Below are 21,640 nucleotides of genomic sequence, written 5' to 3'. Positions count from 1 at the left end.
CCCGATGGCGGTGTATCAGTCAGCCAATGTCTAGCTGACACATTGCAATCGGGGGCAAGCCCCCCTCCCACCTTTTGACCTCATTTCAGGTCAGATAACGAACCTGGCCACCATTCCATTCAGGTCCACCGCCAACCGCGACAGCTCGTGGCTGGCCGCGCTGGTCTGGTTGGCACCCGCCGCCGACTGGGTCGCCAGGTCACGGATATTGACCAGGTTGCGGTCCACTTCGCGGGACACCTGGGCCTGTTCTTCCGAGGCACTGGCGATCACCAGGTTGCGCTCGTTGATCAGGCTGATGGACTGGGTGATCTGCTCCAGGGCCACACCGGCGGCGCGGGCCATTTCCAGGGTGTCCTGGGTGCGCTGGTTGCTCTGTTGCATGGACTGCACGGCTTCACCGGTGCCGTTCTGGATACCGGCGACCATTTTCTCGATTTCCTGGGTCGACTGCGCCGTACGGTGGGCCAGTGCCCGCACTTCGTCGGCCACCACCGCAAAACCACGCCCGGCCTCACCGGCACGTGCCGCTTCGATGGCGGCGTTGAGCGCCAGCAGGTTGGTCTGTTCGGCAATCGCGCGGATCACGTCCAGCACCTTGCCAATGTCCCGGCCTTGGGTGGCCAGGCCTTCGATCATCGCGGCAGTGGTCTGCACGTCCTGGGTCATGGTCTGGATCGCGCCGACGGTTTCCACCACGCGGTCGCGCCCTTCCCGCGCCGCCTGGTTGGACTGGGTCGACGCCTCGGAGGTGGACACCGCGTTGCGCGCCACTTCTTCCACCGCCGCCGTCATCTCGTTGACCGCCGTGGCGGCCTGGTCGATTTCGTTGTTCTGTTGTTGCAGGCCCTTGGAGGCTTCCTCGGTGACCGCGCTCAGCTCTTCAGCGGCAGACGCCAGTTGGGTGGCCGAGCCGGCAATGTGCTGAATGGTCTGACGGAGGTTGCCTTGCATGGTCGACAAGGCCTTGAGCAAACGGGCCGGTTCATCCTTGCCGCCGTCTTCAATGGTCTTGGTCAGGTTGCCACCGGCGATGGTTTCGGCCACTTCCACGGCTTTGCGCAAAGGGGCGACGATGCTGCGGGTGAGCAACCAGGCCAGCAACACGGTCATCAGCGCGGCAACGACCGAAACAACCACAACACCGGTGATAGCACTGTCGTAACTTTGCCCGGCTTCCTCGTCGGCTTGCTTGGCATCCGCCGCGTTGATGGCGATCAGCTTGTTCAGTTGCTCGCCCATCTGGTCGGTGCCGTCCTTGATCCGCGTATTGATCAGGGCACGCATCTCATCGACCTTGTTCTGCCTGGACAGCGCCAGCATCTCGGCCTGGGCCTTGAGATAGTTGTCCAGGGTGGTCGTGAATACCTTGTACAGGGCGGCCTCCTCGGGCCCGGCAGGCAAGGCTGCGTAACTGGCCTGGGCGGTCTTCACCTTGTCGGCCAGCACGCCGATACGCACTTCAGCTTCCTGAAGGCCGGCAGGCTCACGGTTGACCAGCACGCGGAACGAAAGGATGCGCATACGCAGCACGTTTTCGGTGATCACCGACAGTGACGTCACGCTCGGCAGTTGATTGGTACTCATGTCCACCGAGGCCTGGCGGATCAGCGTCATACGGTTGACCGCAAACACCCCCAATACAACCACCAACACAGCAATAAACGCGAAACCGAGAGAAGCGCGAGGAGCGATATTCAGATTACGGATGGACATGGGGGTGCTCTCAAAAGTAGTGTCTGCGCGCGTCCCTGCCGCGAAACGATCTGTCAGCGTCAACGCACTGCCCAGACCTTGGTCACCACCGTTGTCATTAGTATGTGGGCCTGACCACGCTATCGGCCGGCGCTGTGGTTTCCCGCAGGGGGCTTTATAAATATTTTTTTACACTTCTGACGACAGGCAGTTTCTGGCATCCTGCGCCTCCATTTTCTGACCCGAGCCCGCACTTTGTCTGACGCTCAAGCTCCGCGCCCCCGCTATAAATCCGACCTGATCTACGGCCTGGAAGACCGCCCGCACTTCACCGCCGCGATATTCGCCGCACTGCAGCATGTGTTGGCGAGCTTCGTCGGGATCATTACGCCTACGCTGATCGTCGGCGGCGTGCTGGGCCTGGAAAGCGAAGTGCCGTACCTGGTGAGCATGGCGCTGTTCGTGTCAGGGCTCGGCACCTTTGTGCAGGCGCGCACCTTCGGCCCGATCGGCTCGGGGCTGCTGTGCCTGCAAGGCACCAGTTTCTCGTTTATCAGCGTGATTCTCAGCGCGGGCTTCATGGTCAAGGCCCGGGGTGGCGGCACCGACGAAATCCTCTCGACGATCTTTGGCATCTGCTTTTTCGCCGCGTTTATCGAGGTGGTGCTCAGCCAGTTCATCGGTAAGCTGCGCAAGCTGATCACCCCGGTGGTCACCGGCACCATCATCACACTCATGGGATTGTCGCTGATCAAGGTGGCGGTTACTGACATGGCCGGCGGGTTTGGCGCCAGCGACCTTGGCGCGGCGAGCAACATGGGCCTGGCGGCGCTGGTGCTGCTGACCATCGTGGTGCTCAACCGCTTCAATAACCCCTTCCTGCGCCTGGGCTCGATCGTGATCGGCCTGACCCTGGGCTTCGTCGTGGCCTGGCTGCTGGGCCGCGTGGACATGGCGGCGCTGCCCGAGGTGCCGTTGATCAGCGTGCCGGTGCCGTTCAAATACGGCTTCTCGTTCGACTGGGTGGCGTTTATCCCGGTGGCGGTGATCTTCCTGATTTCGCCGCTGGAAGCAGCCGGCGACCTGACAGCCAACTCGATGATTTCCCAACAGCCGGTCAAAGGCCCGCTGTACATCAAGCGCATCAAGTCCGGCCTGCTGGCCGATGGCCTCAACTCGGCGATGGCCGCCACCTTCAACAGCCTGCCGATGGTGACCTTCGCCCAGAACAACGGCGTGATCCAGTTGACCGGCGTAGCCAGCCGCTACGTGGCGTACTTTATCGCCGGCCTGCTGGTGCTGCTGGGGCTGTTCCCGATGATCGGTGCGGTGCTGCAACTGATGCCCAAGCCGGTACTGGGCGGCGCCACCCTGATCATGTTCGGCACCGTGGCCGTCGCTGGGATCAAGATCCTTGCCGAAGCCGGGTTGCACCGGCGCAATGTGCTGATCGTGGCGATCTCCCTCGGCATGGGCCTGGGCGTCGCCGCCGTGCCGGAAGTATTGCGCGAGCTGCCCAAGGCGCTGCACAACATCTTCGAGTCGCCGATCACCGTGGGCGCTTTCTGTGCAATCCTGCTGAACATTTTCCTGCCGGAAGAGTTCATAGAGCTGGAAGAAGATGAATTTGATCCGGAATCCTCTACCCTCAAAGTGATGCAGGACCCGGACGTCACGAAATAGGAGCACCATTGTATGCGCAAGCTCATGGTTCTATCGCTGTTGCTGCTGACCTTGAGCGCCTGTGCACTGTTCCCCAACCGTGATCCGGCGAACATCAACGTAGTGGGCATCGAGCCCCTGCAAAGCCAGGACCTGGAAGTGCGCTTCGCCGTGAAACTGCGGGTGCAGAACCCCAATGAAACGGCGATCGACTACAACGGCGTGGCCATGGACCTTGAGGTCAATGGCCGGCCGTTGGCGTCGGGGGTGAGTGACCAGAGGGGCTCCATCCCACGTTTTTCCGAGACGGTCCTGATGGTGCCGGTGAGTGTTTCGGCGTTTTCCGTGTTGCGTCAGACCCTGGGCCTGAGCCAGACCCAGAGCCTGAACAACCTGCCCTACGTGCTGCGGGGCAAATTGGCGGGCGGGCTGTTCGGCACCCTGCGCTTTGTGGACCGTGGCACGCTGGACCTGCCCAATACCGCCACCTGGTAATTGACGCGACTCACTTGTGGCGAGCGGGCTTGCCCCGCGTTGGGCTGCGTAGCAGCCCAGGCTCCGCACAGTGTCAGACAAAAACGGTCGCTTGCTTCAGGGCGGCTTCGCCCCCCCTATGCTGCGCATCCCAACGCGGGGCAAGCCCGCTCGCCACAGGATTTTGCTCAATCCGTCAGGTAGCGCACGCCGGGCTTGGCGCGCTCGTCCACCGTCAGCTCGAAGACATCCGGTCGGGCGTAGTGGCCCACCACGTCATAGTCATACCGCGCGCGCACCAAGTCATCCGTATTGATTTGCGCCGTCAGCAGCCCGGCTTCTCCCAGCAATGGCCCGGCGAGAATGTCGCCCATCGGCCCGACAATCACGCTGCCGCCCGCGATCAACGGGCGGTCTGCCGGCCAGTTGGCGATCTCGACCCCCAGCGCCTCGGGCGAGGCCTGCACCTGGCAGGCACTCACCACAAAGCAACGCCCTTCGTGAGCCACATGGCGCATGCTCACCTGCCACATCTCGCGCTCATCCACCGTCGGCGCGCACCACACTTCCACGCCTTTGGCATACATCGCCGTACGCAGCAGCGGCATCATGTTTTCCCAGCACACCGCCCCACCGACCCGGCCCACTGCGGTGTCGATCACCGGCAGCGTCGAGCCGTCGCCCTTGCCCCAGATCAACCGTTCGGTGCCGGTGGGCATCAGCTTGCGGTGCTTGGCCACCAGGCCGCCCGCCGGTTCGAAATACAGCACGGTGCAATACAGGGTGCTGCCGCTGCGCTCGATCACACCGAGCACCAGGCTGGCACCGGTACGTGCCGACAGGCCGGCCAGCGCCTCGGTTTCCGCGCCCGGTACATCGATGGCATTGGCGAAATAACGGGCAAAGGCTTCGCGGCCTTCCGGCAGGCGATAACCCAGCTGTGTGCCGAAGGCCTCACCTTTGGGATAACCACCCAGCAGCGCTTCAGGCATCACCACCAATTGCGCGCCGCTGCGCAGGATCTCGTCCTCATAACCCAGGATTTGCGCCAGGGTTTCAGCCTTGCCGTCGGGCAAGGAGCCGATTTGCAGGGCTGCGACAGTAGAAACAGGCATCACGATCACTCCAGATATAGGGGGGGTTGCCCATTCTCCCGCCAGCCCGGATCATGAATAAAGCCCACTTAAGTGCTGAATGATATGAGCCAAATAAATATCGACCAGGTCGATCTCAACCTGCTGAAAACCTTCGAGGCCCTGCACGACGAGTCCAGCGCCAGTCGCGCAGCCTTGCGCCTGGGCGTCACGCAATCGGCGATCAGCGCGGGGTTGCGGCGCTTGCGCGAGGTGTATGGCGATCAACTGTTCGTGCGTACCGGGCGCGGCCTGGCGCCGACATTACGGGCCAACCAACTGAAGCCGGTGATCAGTGAGGCGCTGGACCGCTGTCGGCAGAGCCTGGCAATGGTCAATCCGGATAACCAGCAGTATCAGGGTCGCTCGGTGGTGCTTGGGTTATCCGATGATTTCGAGCTGGCCTATGGCCGCCATCTTATAGAAGCAATTGCACAACGTGCGCCCAAATTGCGGGTGATTTTCCGTCAGACCCACAGCCAGATCGTCGCCGGCGCCCTGCTCGACCGCACCCTGGATCTGGCAATTACCGCTGGCGGTTTTGCCCAGGGCAGGCTGAGCCGGCAGGTGCTGGGGGAAGGTGATTATCGCTGCCTGGTGGATTCGGACCAGGCACACATCAGCCTGGACGAGTTCGTCACGCGCGAGCACATTCTGGTGTCGTCAGGCGGGTTTATCGGCATCACCGATGAAGGCTTGGCGGCGCAGGGCCTGAGCCGCCAGGTGTGTGCGTCGACCAGCCACTTTGCCGCGCTGCCCTTTTTGCTCAAGGGCAGCCAAGCCGTGGCGACCATTCCAGGGCATGCGGCCCAGGCCATTGCCGAGATGACCGGCCTGCGCGTGTTGCCCTGCCCGCTGGCACTGCCGCGCTACCCGGTGGAGCTGGGCTGGCGCACCCAGGCGCAGCTTGATCCGTTGTTGCTGAAAGTGCGTGAAGCCATCGTGGCAAGCTTTACTTGTTGGCCGCCATCAGCTTGTTGACTTCGCTGCGCACCATGTTGGAAAACTCCGGCGGCGACATGCCGTCGAGCTCTGCGCGGACCCATTCGGCCCACTTGCCCTTGCGCTTGGCGCGCTCGCCGAACAAGCGTGCGGCTTCGCCCTTGGCCTTGCCCAGGTTGGTTTGCCACAGGTCGTAGAGGCGCGACTTTTCATCTTCCAGCTCGGCGCGTTCGGCGAGGGTCTTATTGGCGAGATTGAAGCTCATGTTGAATTACCTGCTGCACAAATAGGCGACATCTTACACTGTAGGTCGAAATTTCCTGATCCGGATTTTGCTCAAGAACAGGCGGCGGCAAAAAAACTGCAACTTTTGCCGCTGGCCGATACTCCATTGTTCACTGCCACATTCACTCGCAAGGAGTCACACAATGGCCCGCAAAACCGCTGCCCAAGCCGTCGAAGACCAAATCAAGGACCAAGCCTTCAGCGAACTGACCGCGCTGATCGAAGAATCGGACAAACTGCTCAAAAGCAGCGCCGCCCTGGTCGGCGAAGAAGGCGAAACCCTGCGCGAGCAGGTCGCCATCAAGCTCAAGCAAGCCCTGGACTCGGTGTCCAATGTGCGCGAGCGCGGCAAGCCGGTGGTGGATGCCACCGAGACCTACATCGGTGGCCACCCGTGGCAGACCGTAGCGATTTCCGCAGGGTTTGGCCTGGTGGTCGGCCTGCTGCTCGGTCGCCGCAACTAAGTAAGCAAGACGGGCTGCGCCAGCGGCGCAGCCCTGTTTAAAGTCCCGCGATCTCCCGCAAGTGTTCCAGCTCTTTGCGATCGATTTCGATCCCCAGCTCCTGCGACTTCGCCCGTGTGCGATGGCGCCGATCCCCCGGCAACCGCCGCAACCCCACCGCATGCATCTGCCGCACCAGCTCCTGGCTGCGCTCGGCGAACGCTTGCCCGGCGGTCTTGCTCGGGTCGATCACGATCAGCAACTGGCCGGTCCAGGGTGTGCGTGCGCCCGGATGATCGGCCCAATTGAATTCGAAGGAAAAATTGCCGCCGGTCAACGCCGCTGCCAGCAACTCGACCATCATCGACAACGCCGAGCCCTTGTGCCCGCCAAACGGCAGGAGTGCGCCGCCTTCCAGGATCGCCTTGGGGTCCTGGGTCGGCTGGCCCAGGCTGTCAACGCCCATGCCCGGCGGCAGGCGCTCGCCTTTGCGCGCGGCGATCTGCACATCGCCGTGGGCAATGGCGCTGGTGGCCAGGTCAAATACAATCGGCAAGCCATCGGCGCGGGGTGCGGCAAAGGCGATGGGGTTGGTGCCGAACAACGGGCGGTCGGCGCCATGGGGCACCACGCAGGTCATGCTGTTGACCACGCTCAGGGCCACCAGGCCTTCTTCGGCGAATGGCTCGACATCCGGCCACAGGGCGGCGAAATGGTGGGAATTATGGATCGCCAGCAGCGCAATGCCGGCACTGCGGGCTTTCTCCACCAGCAGCGCGCGGGCGGCTTCAAGCGCCGGTTGGGCGAAGCCGTTGGCGGCGTCCACGCGAACAAACCCTGAGGCGACATCCGTGACCACCGGCACCGCCTTGCCATCCACCCAGCCGCTGGCCAGGGTGCTGAGGTAACCGGGAATACGGAACACCCCATGGCTATGGGCACCATCGCGCTCGGCACTGGCGCAGTTGCGCGCCAGGATCGCGGCCACCTCGGGGGAGGTGCCATGGTTCACGAAGACCTGATGAAGCAACGCCACCAGTTCGGTAAAGCCGATGCGGGCCGTAGCCTGCTCATGGACCTGTGACATCTGAAGCTCCGATTTTATGATTGGAAGGGGCAACCAGCGTGAAATCCAGGCCCACGATTAAACAACGCGGCCCGCGCATGCTGTCAACGTCTGTTTGTGCATCGGCCCCCACCGCTGCACTTATTTACCGCCGCCCCCTCGGCGGCCCTCCCTACCCTGAGGCCTTCATCCAACGACGGTGAGTATGCAATGGCCCGGGTCACCCCTCCCTACTTCTTCGATGAATTCCTGCTGCCCCTAAAAAGAGACGAACCCACACCGCGAGAACGTGCGCTGGGGTTGACCGTCAAGGACCTGGACTGGCTGCATCGCCTGTATTACGCGACCGACCACGCACGCCGAAACCCGGTACGCCAGGAAGCGCCCATGGTCGTGGAAAGCCTGCTGCTGCAGGTGAAGCAGAAACCGGACATTCCCCTCGCCGGCGCCTTCATCATGAGCCCCAGCCCCGACGGGCAAAAGGCACTGCTCTACACGCCCTATGACGGGCTGGAAGTGTTCGACAGCCGCGCCGACTTGCTCACCGAGATCACCGAGCGCCTGAAGGACCGCTCCCGGCGCGTCGACTTGCTGCGCTTGCTGTCGATTGCCCAGCGCACAACCCTGGACGCGGAAAAAGCACCGACCGTGGTGGCCCAAGCCATTGAAGGCCCGGTGATGGAACATCAGGAACACGCGATCCAGCACGCCCAACAACACAACGTGCAAGGCCTGCTCGACCAGTTGCGCCGCATCCCCGGTTTGCCGACGATGCTCGACACGTCCCTGGCCGTCATGGCGCGCACCGACTTCCCCAGCCTCGATCACCGCGATGCGCGCATGAACAGCTTTGCGCTCAGAGACCCGGCGTCGACCGCCGACCAGCAGTGGCTGGCCTCCGTGCCGTTGAGCGAGGCCTTGCTGCACTATTACTTGAAACAGGCCTGGCCCATCGGGCAGACGCGCACCTTTACCCACCCCAAACAGGTCACTGCGGGCCGGACACCGACCCAGCTCGCCCAAGACCAGCGTCGCTGGGAGAGCGTGGTGGAGCAGACCGCCGGCATCCTGTCGAAACTGCTCGGCAGCCTGTTGCAGACCTACTGGAACGAAGACATCAAGGACGGCCACTCCCGCCTGGGGCTGGTGGCCCAGACCCTCAGCGACACGTTCCGCGTCGATCTGTTGCTCAAGCGCCAACAAGGCATTTTGAGCGCCGAAGACAGCCAGCAGTTGCTGGCCATGTTTCTCCCGGACTCGGGGGCGCGCACCGCCCATGCCGAGAACCTGCGCATCGAAAAGATCCGCGTCAGCGCGCCCTCCCAGCACTACGTCGACCTGGCCGGCACGCTGATGATCAGCAACAGCCACGCGTACCTGTACACCCAGACCCGCGGCTTGCAGGTGCTCAAGAACATGGAGGATCTGAACGCCACCTTGATCAGCATGCTCAAGGCCAGCGGGCATGAGGACGAATTGCTCAACTTCCTGTCCCTGGACGAGCGCAATGTGCTGCTCGGTCTCGACCCGCTGCAGATTATTGGCGTGCCCATCTCCGGCGACATCTTCACCGAGCTGGCCGAGGACATTACGGCCAAGCAACTGAGCAACATGGAATACGCCATGGGCCTGTACCGCCGCAGCGACGGCCAGGTGAACCTGGAAGCACTGCTGGACTGCGCCCTGGATGTACGCGGCCTGATCGACCATCGCCTGTACACACTGGACGCCGGCGGGCGCTGGAGCCTGCACCCCATCACCAGCAGCAATGGGCGCCCGTCCACGGTGCAGGCGGAGCGCGCCAAGCAACAATGGGCGCAATTGAATACGGTTGAACAGGCACTGGCCTCGGACCGTGCGGCACATCCGACGCTCAGGCGGTTGGCTGCCCATGCGCTGAATGTGGAGCTGGACAAGCACCACCTGCCGCTGCTGGCCGACGAGGTGCTGATCAACACCTATGCGACCGCCGCACAGCAGCGCGAGGATCGAGTGCCCCTGCGTTCATTGAGCATGATCGAACACTTCATCGAACGCCTCGCGCAGGAGGCCGTTTCGGTCCCCGAATCGCCCACTGTCGGGTTCTACGGTACACCACGCGGCGGCGTCGCTTACCAGTTGAACAGCCTGACCACGACGACGTTCAATACGATCATCGACACCGCGATGATGACCTTCGCCAACCACGATGTACGCCCACTGCCGCAGATGTTCCTCAACAGTCATCGCGCTCACCTACGGCACGCCTTGATGCTCGGGCTGCGCAGCGAGTCAGAACTGCGACAGTTGGACAACACCCTCAGGCAGCGCGGCCAGGAGATGCTCGACACCGTGTTGCGCCCCGACAGCCTGCTGCGGGTGAAGCGCCACGCCTTGAATGGCTTCCTGCCGGACGCGTACGGGCTGACCCTGATGGTGGACGCCAATTCACCACCGCAGCCCCTGGCCAACTGCCTGGTGCTGACCGAGCGCGGCGGCACCGACCCGCAGCGCTCCGGCCAGGCGGCGCTGTGGACGCCCCGCGGCGGTCATGAAGTGTTCAATTCCATACAGCACCTGCGTGAGACAGTGCGACAACGCCTGCATGACCCCCTCCAGCGTCTGCCCTTCCTGGAAAACCTGCCGATGCGCCTGCGCAGCCCGCACCAGGTCTACACCCTGGGTGCTTTGCAACGTATCGATGACGACCTGCTGGACAATCGCCTGCAAAGCCATACCGACACCCTCACCGATAACGTCGATGCTGTGCTGGCGATGAACCTGGGGGCGCGGCGCCTGCAGGACTATCTGGACGTGGTGATGCAGCAGGCGCTGCCCACCAACCTGCCCAGGGCCATGCAACTGGCACGGGCCATGGCCAACCAACAGGCACTCCCCGTATGGCTGGGGATGGCGGCGCCCGATGAGCAGATCCTGCACGCCGAATTGCTCGAGCAATACCGCGTCAGCGCACCGGATGAACAGGATTATTTGCACGGGATCACACCGCTCAACGAGCAGGTCACCGCTGCATTGGTTACGCTGCTGGAGGCGCGTTTCCCCGGCCTGGGGCTACACCCCGACAATGTCCTGATCCCTATCCGCAAGGCGCTGAACGGCAACACCCAGAGCCTGACCGACTTTGCCCAGCGCCATCTCCCCGACCTGCAGGCCGATGACATCCTCCCGCGCTCGCGCACCGCTACACCGTTGCCCTCTGCGCTGGACGGTAAAGCGGTGGTGCAAATGGTGCAGCAGTTAGACCTCAAATCGGTGTATCAGACATGGCTGACCAACCATCTGCAGGCCACGGACAAAGACGCCCAAACGCGCCGCCGACGCTATTGCCGGCAGCTGCCCTGGCAGTTGCTGCAATACGCCCACGAGGAAAAGCTCGAAGAAAGGATTTCCGCCACAGCCTGGGGGTTCATCCAGCAGGTCTTCGACATGCCCGACGCGGTCGCCCGCGCTCAGGTCAGTGGCGTGACGGCGTGCATTCGCCCCTTGCAATTGGTGGCCACAGTCGGTGCCTCGGTGGCGCAGGTGCAGGGTGTCTACCTGATCGGGCCTGAGGCACATGCCAGCGGACCCTGGGTGTTATACGCGCCCTACAGCCCGCAGCACGTGCTGCGCGAGTATGCACGGGAAGAAGACTTACTGAATGAACTCACCACCCCGGGACCGTTGCAGGAATGGATCCTCCAACAACTGGACCCGCCCCACCAGGCCACCTACCGTAACCTGCTTGCGCAGCATCGGCGCGACACGGCGGATATCCGGCTGGGGTCTACTCGCATCCTGGGCAATATCCTGATGCGCCTGTTCAAGGACAACATCGTACTGCTGACAAAAATGCTCGCCTGTCAATTCGACAAGCAAGGCGCGGCGCAATGGGGAGTGGTCGGTCGCCTGCTGCATAAAGGCGTTCCCAATGCACTGACCTTCTTGGCCGGCAAGCTCGCGTACCCGTTGGTGGTGTGGCGCAGCTACAAGCTGTTCAAAGCCTCGAGTGAACACTTGCAACAACATCGCTGGGGCGACGCACTCAGGACCTTTGCCGGCGGCGTGGCCGAATTGGCGTCCTTGCGCAAGGCGCTCAACCGGTTATACCCGGACAGTGAACCCGCGACCACCGTCGATGACAGTGACTGGACGGACGTCTCTGCGACCACCACCCTCGCCACGCTGGATATCACTGCCCCGCAGCGCACACAGTTGCAGACCTTCGAACAACATGAAGTTGCCCTGGCGGACCTCAAGCACGACCCCACGACCCAGGTCTATCACGATGTGGACACTGGCCGGAACTACGTGCCGGTGGCAGGCAAAGTCTACCCGGCGCGAAAAACCGGTACCCACTGGCGTATCCATCGCGATCAAGAGTCGGGGCCGGGGCTGGCGCTGACGCCGTCCAACCAATGGGTGCTGGACCTGCGGCACCGTGACCCGCGTTTCGGCAAGACGATGTCGCGTGCCGCGGGTAGAGCCGCTACTCGCATGGGCGAGTGGGGTTCGATCAATATCGAAGCCGTGGGCATGGCCGAAATAGCCGCACTGTCCAGTTGGAAAGCCCAGTGCATCAATGAGGCGCTCAACGTCGCCACGTATTACACGGTGACCTGCAAACGCAACATCCTTAACTTTGCGCTCACGCGTGACCCGCTGAGCCGGCTGGGGCGCTTTTTTACCGAGCTGTTCGGGGCACATGCGTTGAGTCCCGAGCAGGTCAGCAAAGTGGAAACCCGGATCGACGAAGTGCTCAACGAACTGGTGAATCCCACGTTGATCAGACCGGACTCGATGCGCTTCGTCACAGGGACGGCACGCTACAACCCGGAACTCGTGCATGCCTTCACCTTGCCCGACGACGTCGATAAAAAAATCTACCTGCTCAACCGTTTTTTCGAACCCAACCTGAATATCTACCAGAACCGCTTGAACGCCCCCTTCAACATCGTGGCACATGCGCGCGCCACCACGCTGATCCACGAAATTACTCACCTGGTGTCTGACTCAGAGGACATCAGCTACCTGGACAGCATGCGTCCGTTCACCGACCTGATCAATGTGCAAACTCCTCGCGGCCGGCAACTGCATGCAGAATTGGATGACCTGCGCTTGAACGCCTTGTCTACCCAGACACCCGGCATCATGTTGTTCAAGATCTGGGACGATTACGCACAGCAGTTCGAAGACCTGGGCCGGCGCCACGCGTCTCGAACCGCACGTAACCGGATACTGAACATCACCGGTGCCAAGACGCTGGACGACGCGCGCCAGATATTCATGAGTGACGACAACAGACGCATCGACATCATCCTGGCCAATGCCGACTCCATCGCCTACATGATCGCCCAACTGGGCCGCCAACTGGACCCGGGAGCCTGAGCGGCTCCCGGGTGGGTATCAGTCTTTCTGGTCGCGTATGACGTTGCCCGAAGCCCCATCAATGCGGGCTTCGTACACTACGCCATCCGACTTGCGCCCCTTGACTTCCCAATAGCCGTTGTCATCGGCTTCGGCGGCATAGACCTCGACGTAACCGGCCTTGGTCTTGGCCACCTCGATGGCTTTTTCAATGGTGATCCAACCGGCGCCCGGGCGGTCGGCCATGGCGGCGCCAGCGCTGAGCAATGCGGAGGTTGCACACAGGGCGATTAACGTTTTCTTCAGCATTTTCGTACTCCATTGGTGGTAATGACTGACACGTGTCCTGAAATTTTTAGGCGCATCCAAACGAGAATAAGTTCCAATTGATGTGCAATCGCCATGATGGCTGTTCTCGCCGTCCCTCCCAGGAGGTTAGAATGTGCAAAATCAGGACGAGTTAATGAGCGAAAAAGCCCTTTCAGAAGCCGACTATGACGCTATCACCGACGCCGCCGCGCATTGGTGTATGCGCCTGCATGCAAGCGATTGCACACCCGGCGAACGTCAGGCCTTTGCCCAGTGGCATGATTCGCACCCCCTGCACGCCTTTGAATACGCGGCGATGCTGGAAATCTGGGACGTCGCTGACCACCTGCCGCGCAGCGACATAGCGCCGGTAGTGATGCCGTTCAAACCGCGCAGCAGGATGCGCACCTATGCGGTGGCCGCCGCCATCTGCCTGGCCGCCCTGCCCCTCGCCGCCTTTACCGGCTGGCAAGCCGGTTGGCTGCCGAGTTCCTATGAACGCTACGAGGCTGCCCACGGCCTGCGCCAAGTGACGCTCGGCGACGGCAGCCAGGTGGAACTCAACCTGGGCACCGAACTGGTCTACAGCAACTACAAGGACCAGCGCCGCGTCACCCTGAACAAGGGCGAAGCGTTCTTCAAGGTCAGCCATGACAGTGCGCACCCATTTGTCGTGCACGCCGGCGCGGGCCAGGTGCGCGTGACGGGTACCCAGTTCAACGTCTGGAAATATGAAGACCAGGTGCGGGTGATGCTGCTTGAAGGGTCGGTGCAGATCAGCAGCGACCAGGTGCACGGCAGCGTCCCCCTCACCCCCGGCATGCAGGCCAGCTATCAACAGGGCGAAGCCACACCCAGCGTACGTGCGATCAGCCCGAATGACTCGGCGCTGGCCTGGCGCCAGGGCAAGCTGATCCTCGACAACCTGGCCCTGGCCGATGCGTTGCCGCTGATCAACCGCTACCTCAGCAAACCGGTGATGCTGGCCGACGCCAACACCGGGGCGATTCGCATCGGTGGCATCTACAACATCAACGAGGTCAGCAACCTCATCCCCTCCCTGCCCAAGGTTTTGCCGGTCTACCTGACCCAGAACCAGGACGGCAATCCCGTCCTCAATTCCATTCCGCGTAAAGCCCCCAAAGGCTGAGCCTGTTGCGTCGTGCTTTTGGCTTCGTTGCGCCCGCACTGTCCATTTTTTTTACACACACCGTCCCTGGATCGCCCGTGCGCAGCGGATTCATCGTTTCGTCATGCACGGTGTTACAGCGCTGATACAACGGGGTGAAGCGGTTGTGCAGTGGCTCGATAGCCGGGCCTTCGAGGGCGGTTGTCTCATGGCTGATACAGCACGGCCATCATTTTGCCTTGCGCTTTTCGCAAGCCCTTGAAAAACATTAATAAATCAAAAGCGGCACGGCTTCTGCTCTTTCCCTGACAACGCTGTTTAGGGTCAGCGTGAAGAATAAGGAATGCCGCCGTGATCACACTCACTCAAGGTTCGATGAACGTACTGCTGGCCAGCTGTGTACTCAGCGCCAGTATCAGTCTTCCAGCCCTGGCAGGTGACGGTGTGATCGTGACGGGCCGCGACGTACAGGGCCATATGTATGGCCGCTCCTCCTTTGGCCCGGATCCTTACCCCCAGACCGCCAACGCCAATCCCAGCCGAGAAATCAACAGCGCCCTGTCGGGCGAGTTGAGCGACCGTGACTTCGGCGGCGTCAGCAGCGGCCTGGGCATCACTCGCACCGCCCTCCAGCCCAACAGCAACCTCACCGGCTTGAGTGCCACGCAAAACGGCATGTCCACGCTGGGCGCAGGCGCAGCAGCCAGCCGCTCGGGCGGCAGCGGCAGCATGGGTGGGCAGATCAGCGATTCGATTCAGCGCGGCATGGCGCCCCTGAACAATTTGGGCGGCATGCTGGGGGGCAAACCATGAAACGCTCCCTGTTCATTCTGGCCCTGCTGGGCAGCGCCGTGGCCCTGGCCGACAACAACGCCGTGATCAACAACAGCGGCAAGGACTACACCGGCAACCTGATGATCAACCAGGCGGCGGGCAACCAGCAGCAAACGGCGAACAACCGCGCTGTCACGCTGGGCGGCCAGGCCACCACCGGCAATATCCAGAGGATGGACGGCAAGGTCGATCCTGCCCTGAACGCCAAGGCGGCGATCGAGGGCACTTCTTTTACCAATGGCAACGGCATGTTGGGCGTCAACCAGTCCGCCGGGGCCAATAACCAATTAGTCAATGCCGTGCGGATCAGTGTCAATCCTGGCCCGCAAGCCATCGACGACAGCGTCCTGTTGCAACAGAACACGACGACGCTGGCAACCGACTCAGGGCTCACCCCCACCACTGGCAGCCGCCAGGTCGTCACAAGCGACCAGGCCTTCACCGGCAGCCGAGGAGTGATACAGGTGAACCAGAGTGCCGGGGTGGGGAACCGAGTGGCTAACACCCTGGGCATCACTATCAAGTAACGGCTTGGTAGCACTAGCTAGACCGTACCAACACTTAACCAACTAATTAGAAGCAAGGAGAAACACCATGAAACCTCAAATGGCTCTGAAACCAATGGTTTTCGCGCTCGCCGCACTCATGGCTGCTGCAGCTCAAGCAGGTGGTGGTGGCTGGCATCCAGCGCCTCAACCTACCGGTGTGGTTGCCTCCGTGGTTACGGACGTACAAAACAGCATCGGCAACAAGTTCGATGACACCAAAACCGAAAATAACGCGTCTAACGACAACTCGGTGAACGGCAACAGCGGTAACGTCGGCGTTAACGTTCAATCCGGCAGCGGCAACCAAGCTGACAACTCTGGCGCGATCTCCAGCGCCAAGGGCGACTTTGCTACCGTTTTCGCGGTAGTCGATGTCAACCAAAACAGCGCGCTGAATAACTTCATCAACAAGGGCACTCAAAACAACGCCTCCGTGGATAACGGCATCAACGGCAACTCCGGCAACGTGGGTTACAACGGCCAGGCCGGTCAAGGCAACCAAGGCAAAAACAACCTGGCGATCACCACAGCTGATGGCAAAAACATCGCAGCGGCCGCCAATACCGAGCAAAACTCGCTCGCCAACAACTACCTCAACACGGCGGCTACCAGCCACGGCTATGGCTATGGCGGCAAACCTCAGTATGTCTCCAACAACTCGAGCCTCGACAACTCGGTTAACCGCAACTCCGGCAACGTAGGTGTGAACCTGCAATCCGGCGCCGGCAACCAAGGCAGCAACAGCCTCTCTGTAGGCCAAGGCTGCAGCGTTTGCAGCAGCGGCGTGCGCTTCTGATCCAACGGGGCCTTGGCAACAAGGCCCTTTTTTATTCCAGTGTCCATTAGGTCAGCCGATCATGCGCCTCGCGACCCTCACCCTCTTGATGCTGCTCACCGGCCCGACCTGGGCAGGCACCATGGCGATTTCCGCCATGCCTGGCGGTGCAGTCATCTACAAGAAGGTCGAGAGCATCCGCGAACGCCGCTTCGCCAACCTGGTGGAACAGAAAACCGATTTCAGCTGCGGTGCCGCGGCACTCGCCACCATCCTGCGCCAGGGCTATTGGCTCGACGTCGACGAAGACCACGTGATCAAAGGCATGCTGGTCAATGCCGACCAGGACCTGGTTCGCACCCAGGGTTTTTCCATGCTGGACATGAAGCGCTACCTCGAAAGCATCGGCATGCGGGCCCGGGGCTACAAGATTTCGCCGGACACCCTGGTGACCGTGAAAATCCCCGTGGTGGTGCTGCTGGAGATTCGTGGCTACAAGCACTTCGTGGTGTTGCAGCGCGCCGACAAGGACTGGGTCTATATCGGCGACCCGGTGCTGGGCCACAAGCGCTATTCGCGCGACGACTTCGTCAAGGGCTGGAATGGCATCGTGTTCGCCGTGCTGGGTGAAGGCTACGACAAGGCCAATGCCTTGCTCGACCCGCCCACACCGCTGACCGCCAAGAACCAACTGAATCAGTTCAGGCCCGTAGGCGATGCCGAGCTGATGGATTTCGGTTTCATCCAGAGCGACTTCTTCTAAGAAGCGCAATAAGGGGCAGGACGCTCCAGGAGCAGCAGATGAACACTTCCCGTTGGCTGACGGTCTTGTGTCTGGCAGCCTCAATGCCCGCTTATGCTTCATCGGCGTTCAAGCCGATCGAACTCAAGGATTCGGAAATGGCCGAGTTGCGCGGCCGTTATGTGATGCCGGGGCGGATCATCAGCTTCGGTATTGTCATGAGCAGCACCTGGACCAATGCCGCGGGCGATAACATCACCGGCAAGGCCAGCATGCAAGTCGACTCATCGACCATTACGCCGCAGTTCTACGTGCAGACCACCGGCTCAACCGGGAATGGCACCAACCCGAGCACCGGCACCGGTAACGTCACCGGAGGCGCCGGCCTGGGCACCGGCACAGGCGTGACCCAGAGCGTGCGCGCTGCCGGCGACAAAAACACCGCCTACAACAATGTCGGGATCAACGTCACTGAAAACGGCTTTGCACCGTCCAATGCCGCGCAGTCGGGGCAGGTGCTGGTGGCCGGCGGTACTGTCACCGGCGACAGCGCGGCAGGTCGCGTGAGCGTCTCGGCCAACAATGGCGGCTTGCAGATGGCGATCCAGGCCAATCATAACCAAGGCAACAGCCTCCAGCAGATTGGTGGCGGCCAGGTGCTGCAGGGCACGGTACTGACCGGCAACAGCAACTTCGTCAACAGCATGACCCAACTCAACGTGGTAATGAATAACGGATTGATCAACCCCGCGTTGAACTGCAACTTGGATCAACTCAAAGGCCTACGCACTCTCGGTTATTGAACTACGCTGACCCTCGACACTTTCGCATTAGAAAAGGACGGCTTATTTCATGCATCGATCGTTATCGCTACGTGCGGTGGTCTGTTTAAGTACGCTCTTGCCCGCATCCATGTTGTATGCCGCGCCAGACGCCGATATCGAGACCCTCAAACAGGAACTTCTGGAGCTCAAGCAGCGGTACGAAGTGCAGCAGAAAGCCCTGGCGGTGTTGGAACAACGGGTGCGCCAGGTCGAGGACACGCCGGCGACGCCAGCACCCAAGCGCCTGGCCAAATCCCCGGCGGACTTTCAAAAGGCCAGCGGTGCCACGGTGGCAGGCACGGGAGCGGCGGCGGCATCCGGCGGTGCGGGCGGCGGCGGCAGCTCCTATGGGCAGTCGCTCAAGGACGATTCGGCGCCTGCGCAAAGCGTGAGCAACCTCTATAACGAGGCCAGCGGCTTCTTCGGCAATGGCAAATTCAGCTTTGAAACCGGGATCACTTATGCGCGCTATGATGCACGCCAACTGACGCTAAACGGCTTCCTGGCGCTGGACTCGATCTTCCTGGGCAATATCAACCTCGACCGGATCAAGTCGGACAACTGGACCCTGGACCTGACGGGGCGTTACAACGTCGACAACCGCTGGCAGTTCGATGTGAACGTGCCGGTGGTGTACCGCGAGTCGACTTATCAGTCCGGCGGCGCCGGCAACAATGCCAACGCCACTTCGGAAGAGTCGGTGAGCCGTGACCCGACCATCGGCGACGTCAACTTCGGGGTGGCCTACAAGTTCCTCGACGAAACCCCCACCCTGCCGGATGCGGTGGTGTCCCTGCGCGTCAAGGCACCAACGGGTAAAGAACCGTTTGGCATCAAGCTGGTCAGGTCAACCGCCAACGACAACCTGTATGTGCCGGAAAACCTGCCCACCGGTAATGGTGTCTGGTCGGTTACGCCAGGTATCTCGCTGGTCAAGACGTTCGACCCTGCGGTGCTGTTTGGCTCGCTCTCCTACACCCACAACTTTCAAGAGTCGTTTGACGACATCAGCAGCGACGTCAACCAGAAAGTCGGCGGCAAGGTCAGCCTGGGCGACAGCTTCCAACTCGGTGTGGGCGTGGCGTTCGCCCTGAACGAGAAGATGAGTATGTCGTTCTCGGTCTCCGACCTGGTGCAACGCAAGAGCAAGCTCAAGCCTAACGGTGGGGATTGGCAGTCGGTGGTGTCCAGCGATGCCAACGCCGGTTACTTCAACGTGGGCATGACCATTGCGGCGTCGGATAACCTGACGATCGTGCCGAACCTGGCGATCGGGATGACGGATGATGCGCCGGACTTTACGTTTAGCTTGAAGTTTCCGTATTACTTTTAGGAGAAGCCGAGGGGCTGCTTCGCAGCCCAACGCGGGGCAAGCCCGCTCGCCACAACACGCCCGCTCGCCACAGCAAGCCGCCTAACCACGACGAGCCCGCTCGCTACAGTGCGCAAGGAAAAGCCCCGCAACGATAAGGGTCGTTGCGGGGCTTTTCGGTTTACCCGCCCTAGCGGATCTGGTGTTTGTGCAGCAACCGGTAGAAGGTGGGCCGGGAAACCCCCAGCACACGGGCGGCGACACTCAGGTTGTCGCTGTGCCGGTCGAGCACATCGCACAGCGCCTGGCGTTCGGCGCGGTGCTTGTAGTCTTCCAGTGTAGCCATCGGCGGCGAGATTGCCTGTTCGGCCTGCAATCCCAGATCAACGGCTTCGATCTGGCGCCCTTCGGCCAGCACCAGGCCACGGCGCACGCGGTTGGCCAGCTCGCGCACATTGCCCGGCCAGGCGTGCTTCGCCATGGCCACCAGGGCGCTCTCGCTGAAACTGCGCGGGCGTCGACCTGTTTCCTGGCTGTAGAAGCGCGAAAAGTGGTTGGCCAGCATCGCCACGTCGCCATGGCGTTCGCGCAGCGGCGCCGTCACCACTTGCAGGACGTTGAGCCGGTAATACAAGTCTTCGCGAAAAGCGCCCCTTTCGACTGCGGCCTCCAGGTCGACGTGGGTCGCGGCCAACACCCGTACATCCACGGGAATGGGCTGGCTGCCGCCGACGCGTTCGATCTGTTTTTCCTGAAGAAAGCGCAGCAGGTTGGCTTGCAGCTCCATCGGCAAATCACCGATCTCATCCAGGAACAGCGTACCGCCATGGGCCGCTTCAATGCGCCCGACCTTGCGCTGATGGGCGCCGGTAAACGCGCCCTTTTCATGGCCGAACAACTCGGATTGGATCAGGTGTTCCGGGATCGCCCCGCAGTTGATCGCGACAAAGGGCTTGGCATTCCGCTGGGACTGGCGGTGCAGCGTCTTGGCGACCAGCTCTTTACCCGTGCCGCTGTCACCACGGATCAACACCGGTGATTCGGTGGGCGCCAGCTTGGACAATAGTTTGCGCAGTTCACGGATCGCCCGACTGTCGCCCAGCAGCTCATGCTCAGGCTCATCCACCAGGGTGTGGCCCTTGCCGCGCAGGCGCGCCATGCCGAAGGCACGGCCCAGGGTGACCTGCACCCGGGCGACGTCAAAGGGCAAGGTGTGGAAGTCGAAAAACCACTCGCAGACAAAATCACCGACGTTCTGCAGGCGCAGTACGTCCGGGCTGAGGACGGCAATCCACTCGGTACCGCTGCGGCCAATCAACTCCTTGACCGATTCGGGGCGTTCCAGATGGGACGGTTGCAGGCGCAACAGGCCCACATCACAGGACCGATCGCCGACCGCGTCCAAGGGGCAACTGGTGACCGCCCAACCGGCCGTGCGCAATACTGGCAGCAGGTCGTGGCAATCGTCACAGGGATCAACCACTAGCAACCGACGTTGAACGGGGGGCACACCCATGACTGTTCCTTGGCGTCAAAATTGTTAAAGTTATTTATAAACAAAGGCTTGTGACGCCTGCGGCTAACACTAGCAAGATCTTGACACGCGCCTTGTACCGTTTCGCTATAAGTCGGGGCAAAAAGCCACCTCCTCGCATCTGCGCCAAAAAAGTTGGGGCATGCCTAAACTTTCATTCAGCTTTCAAAACAGCCGCTTACATGACGTCAATCACTAAACGTTGAAAATAGTTGCTCTAACATGTGACCCGTACCCCGCCATCGTGCATCAGTACAAGTAACCCGCCGCACGGTCAGCCCAACCGCCGGCAATCACTTGAATGGGCATTTAGAGAGACGACCCACATGAACGCCCCGCTCCGCATCAACGAAGCTCTTTTGATCGCAGACCGTGCTTTCCAACCCTTTCAGTGCGTGGCCTGGCATGACGGCAATGGCGCCCTGAGCCTTAGCGTCATCGACCGCACCAATACCCGTATCGGCAGCCGGCAACTGGATGCGCGCACTTATTCCGACCCTGCACAACTTGAAGACTTGCTGTTGCAGGCGCGTTCCGAGTTAGGCAAGAGCGGCTATCAGTTGCAAAAGTGGGCGATGCCGAAGTAA

Annotated in this window: 19 protein-coding genes; 13 read left to right on the top strand and 6 right to left on the bottom strand. The window is 61.4% G+C overall.

What is annotated here, in order from left to right; all coding sequences use genetic code 11:
- Positions 1-90: 90 nt before the first annotated feature.
- The gene (locus ACZ445_RS13100; protein WP_058424868.1) at positions 91-1,716 is read right to left on the bottom strand and encodes a methyl-accepting chemotaxis protein; all 1,626 of its coding nucleotides are present in this window, start codon (positions 1,714-1,716) and stop codon (positions 91-93) included.
- A 234-nt stretch (positions 1,717-1,950) separates the two neighbouring features.
- On the opposite strand from ACZ445_RS13100, the gene ACZ445_RS13095 reads away from it, so the two are divergent.
- The gene (locus ACZ445_RS13095; RefSeq protein ID WP_058424869.1) at positions 1,951-3,378 is read left to right on the top strand and encodes a nucleobase:cation symporter-2 family protein; all 1,428 of its coding nucleotides are present in this window, start codon (positions 1,951-1,953) and stop codon (positions 3,376-3,378) included.
- Between the two features lie 12 nt (positions 3,379-3,390).
- Complete coding sequence (locus ACZ445_RS13090; RefSeq protein ID WP_464705321.1) at positions 3,391-3,852, top strand: LEA/WHy family protein; 462 nt, start codon at positions 3,391-3,393, stop codon at positions 3,850-3,852.
- 167 nt (positions 3,853-4,019) lie between these two features.
- Here the strand turns inward: ACZ445_RS13090 and ACZ445_RS13085 are convergent, their stop codons facing one another.
- Positions 4,020-4,946 carry a carbon-nitrogen hydrolase family protein gene (locus tag ACZ445_RS13085; RefSeq protein WP_464705320.1) on the bottom strand — a complete coding sequence of 309 codons (927 nt, stop codon included), beginning with the start codon at positions 4,944-4,946 and terminating at the stop codon, positions 4,020-4,022.
- A gap of 84 nt (positions 4,947-5,030) precedes the next feature.
- Here ACZ445_RS13085 and ACZ445_RS13080 point away from each other — a divergent pair, with 84 nt between their 5' ends.
- Positions 5,031-5,945: a LysR family transcriptional regulator gene (locus tag ACZ445_RS13080; RefSeq protein WP_179028718.1), complete on the top strand. Its 915-nt coding sequence runs from the start codon at positions 5,031-5,033 to the stop codon at positions 5,943-5,945.
- Here ACZ445_RS13080 and ACZ445_RS13075 read toward each other — a convergent pair.
- Positions 5,917-6,171, bottom strand: a complete 255-nt coding sequence (locus tag ACZ445_RS13075; RefSeq protein WP_058424873.1) for a hypothetical protein — start codon at positions 6,169-6,171, stop codon at positions 5,917-5,919. The genes ACZ445_RS13080 and ACZ445_RS13075 overlap by 29 nt on opposite strands.
- Positions 6,172-6,334: 163 nt before the next feature.
- Here ACZ445_RS13075 and ACZ445_RS13070 point away from each other — a divergent pair, with 163 nt between their 5' ends.
- A complete protein-coding gene (locus tag ACZ445_RS13070; RefSeq protein WP_310864175.1) occupies positions 6,335-6,655 on the top strand; it encodes an ElaB/YgaM/YqjD family protein in 321 nt (106 codons plus the stop codon).
- A gap of 37 nt (positions 6,656-6,692) precedes the next feature.
- Here the strand turns inward: ACZ445_RS13070 and ACZ445_RS13065 are convergent, their stop codons facing one another.
- On the bottom strand, positions 6,693-7,721 hold the full coding sequence (locus ACZ445_RS13065) for an Ldh family oxidoreductase (protein ID WP_464708421.1): 1,029 nt from the start codon (positions 7,719-7,721) through the stop codon (positions 6,693-6,695).
- A 189-nt stretch (positions 7,722-7,910) separates the two neighbouring features.
- Here ACZ445_RS13065 and ACZ445_RS13060 point away from each other — a divergent pair, with 189 nt between their 5' ends.
- The gene (locus ACZ445_RS13060; protein ID WP_464708419.1) at positions 7,911-13,067 is read left to right on the top strand and encodes a dermonecrotic toxin domain-containing protein; all 5,157 of its coding nucleotides are present in this window, start codon (positions 7,911-7,913) and stop codon (positions 13,065-13,067) included.
- Between the two features lie 18 nt (positions 13,068-13,085).
- Here ACZ445_RS13060 and ACZ445_RS13055 read toward each other — a convergent pair whose 3' ends face one another.
- A complete protein-coding gene (locus ACZ445_RS13055) occupies positions 13,086-13,355 on the bottom strand; it encodes a PepSY domain-containing protein (protein ID WP_058424876.1) in 270 nt (89 codons plus the stop codon).
- 154 nt (positions 13,356-13,509) lie between these two features.
- Here ACZ445_RS13055 and ACZ445_RS13050 point away from each other — a divergent pair, with 154 nt between their 5' ends.
- From ACZ445_RS13050 to ACZ445_RS13020, 7 genes are all read left to right on the top strand, one after another.
- On the top strand, positions 13,510-14,505 hold the full coding sequence (locus tag ACZ445_RS13050) for a FecR family protein (protein WP_058424877.1): 996 nt from the start codon (positions 13,510-13,512) through the stop codon (positions 14,503-14,505).
- Positions 14,506-14,835: 330 nt separating this feature from the next.
- Entirely contained in the window at positions 14,836-15,297 is a 462-nt protein-coding gene (locus ACZ445_RS13045; RefSeq protein WP_058424878.1) for a hypothetical protein, read from the top strand.
- On the top strand, positions 15,294-15,845 hold the full coding sequence (locus ACZ445_RS13040) for a hypothetical protein (RefSeq protein WP_058424879.1): 552 nt from the start codon (positions 15,294-15,296) through the stop codon (positions 15,843-15,845). Before ACZ445_RS13045 ends, ACZ445_RS13040 begins: the two co-directional genes overlap by 4 nt.
- Before the next feature lie 67 nt (positions 15,846-15,912).
- The gene (locus tag ACZ445_RS13035; RefSeq protein ID WP_058424880.1) at positions 15,913-16,662 is read left to right on the top strand and encodes a hypothetical protein; all 750 of its coding nucleotides are present in this window, start codon (positions 15,913-15,915) and stop codon (positions 16,660-16,662) included.
- 61 nt (positions 16,663-16,723) lie between these two features.
- Entirely contained in the window at positions 16,724-17,404 is a 681-nt protein-coding gene (locus tag ACZ445_RS13030; protein WP_464708418.1) for a C39 family peptidase, read from the top strand.
- Between the two features lie 38 nt (positions 17,405-17,442).
- Entirely contained in the window at positions 17,443-18,186 is a 744-nt protein-coding gene (locus tag ACZ445_RS13025; RefSeq protein ID WP_464708417.1) for a hypothetical protein, read from the top strand.
- Between the two features lie 49 nt (positions 18,187-18,235).
- A complete protein-coding gene (locus tag ACZ445_RS13020) occupies positions 18,236-19,540 on the top strand; it encodes a hypothetical protein (RefSeq protein ID WP_310864170.1) in 1,305 nt (434 codons plus the stop codon).
- A gap of 169 nt (positions 19,541-19,709) precedes the next feature.
- Here the strand turns inward: ACZ445_RS13020 and ACZ445_RS13015 are convergent, their stop codons facing one another.
- Positions 19,710-21,035 carry a sigma-54 dependent transcriptional regulator gene (locus tag ACZ445_RS13015; protein WP_464708415.1) on the bottom strand — a complete coding sequence of 442 codons (1,326 nt, stop codon included), beginning with the start codon at positions 21,033-21,035 and terminating at the stop codon, positions 19,710-19,712.
- A gap of 344 nt (positions 21,036-21,379) precedes the next feature.
- Between ACZ445_RS13015 and ACZ445_RS13010 the strand changes: the two genes are divergently transcribed.
- Positions 21,380-21,640 carry a hypothetical protein gene (locus tag ACZ445_RS13010; RefSeq protein WP_179029255.1) on the top strand — a complete coding sequence of 87 codons (261 nt, stop codon included), beginning with the start codon at positions 21,380-21,382 and terminating at the stop codon, positions 21,638-21,640.

The organism is Pseudomonas allii (assembly GCF_055380095.1).
The sequence above is the reverse complement of the archived record's forward strand: the minus strand, read 5'-3'. Positions and strand labels throughout refer to the sequence as shown.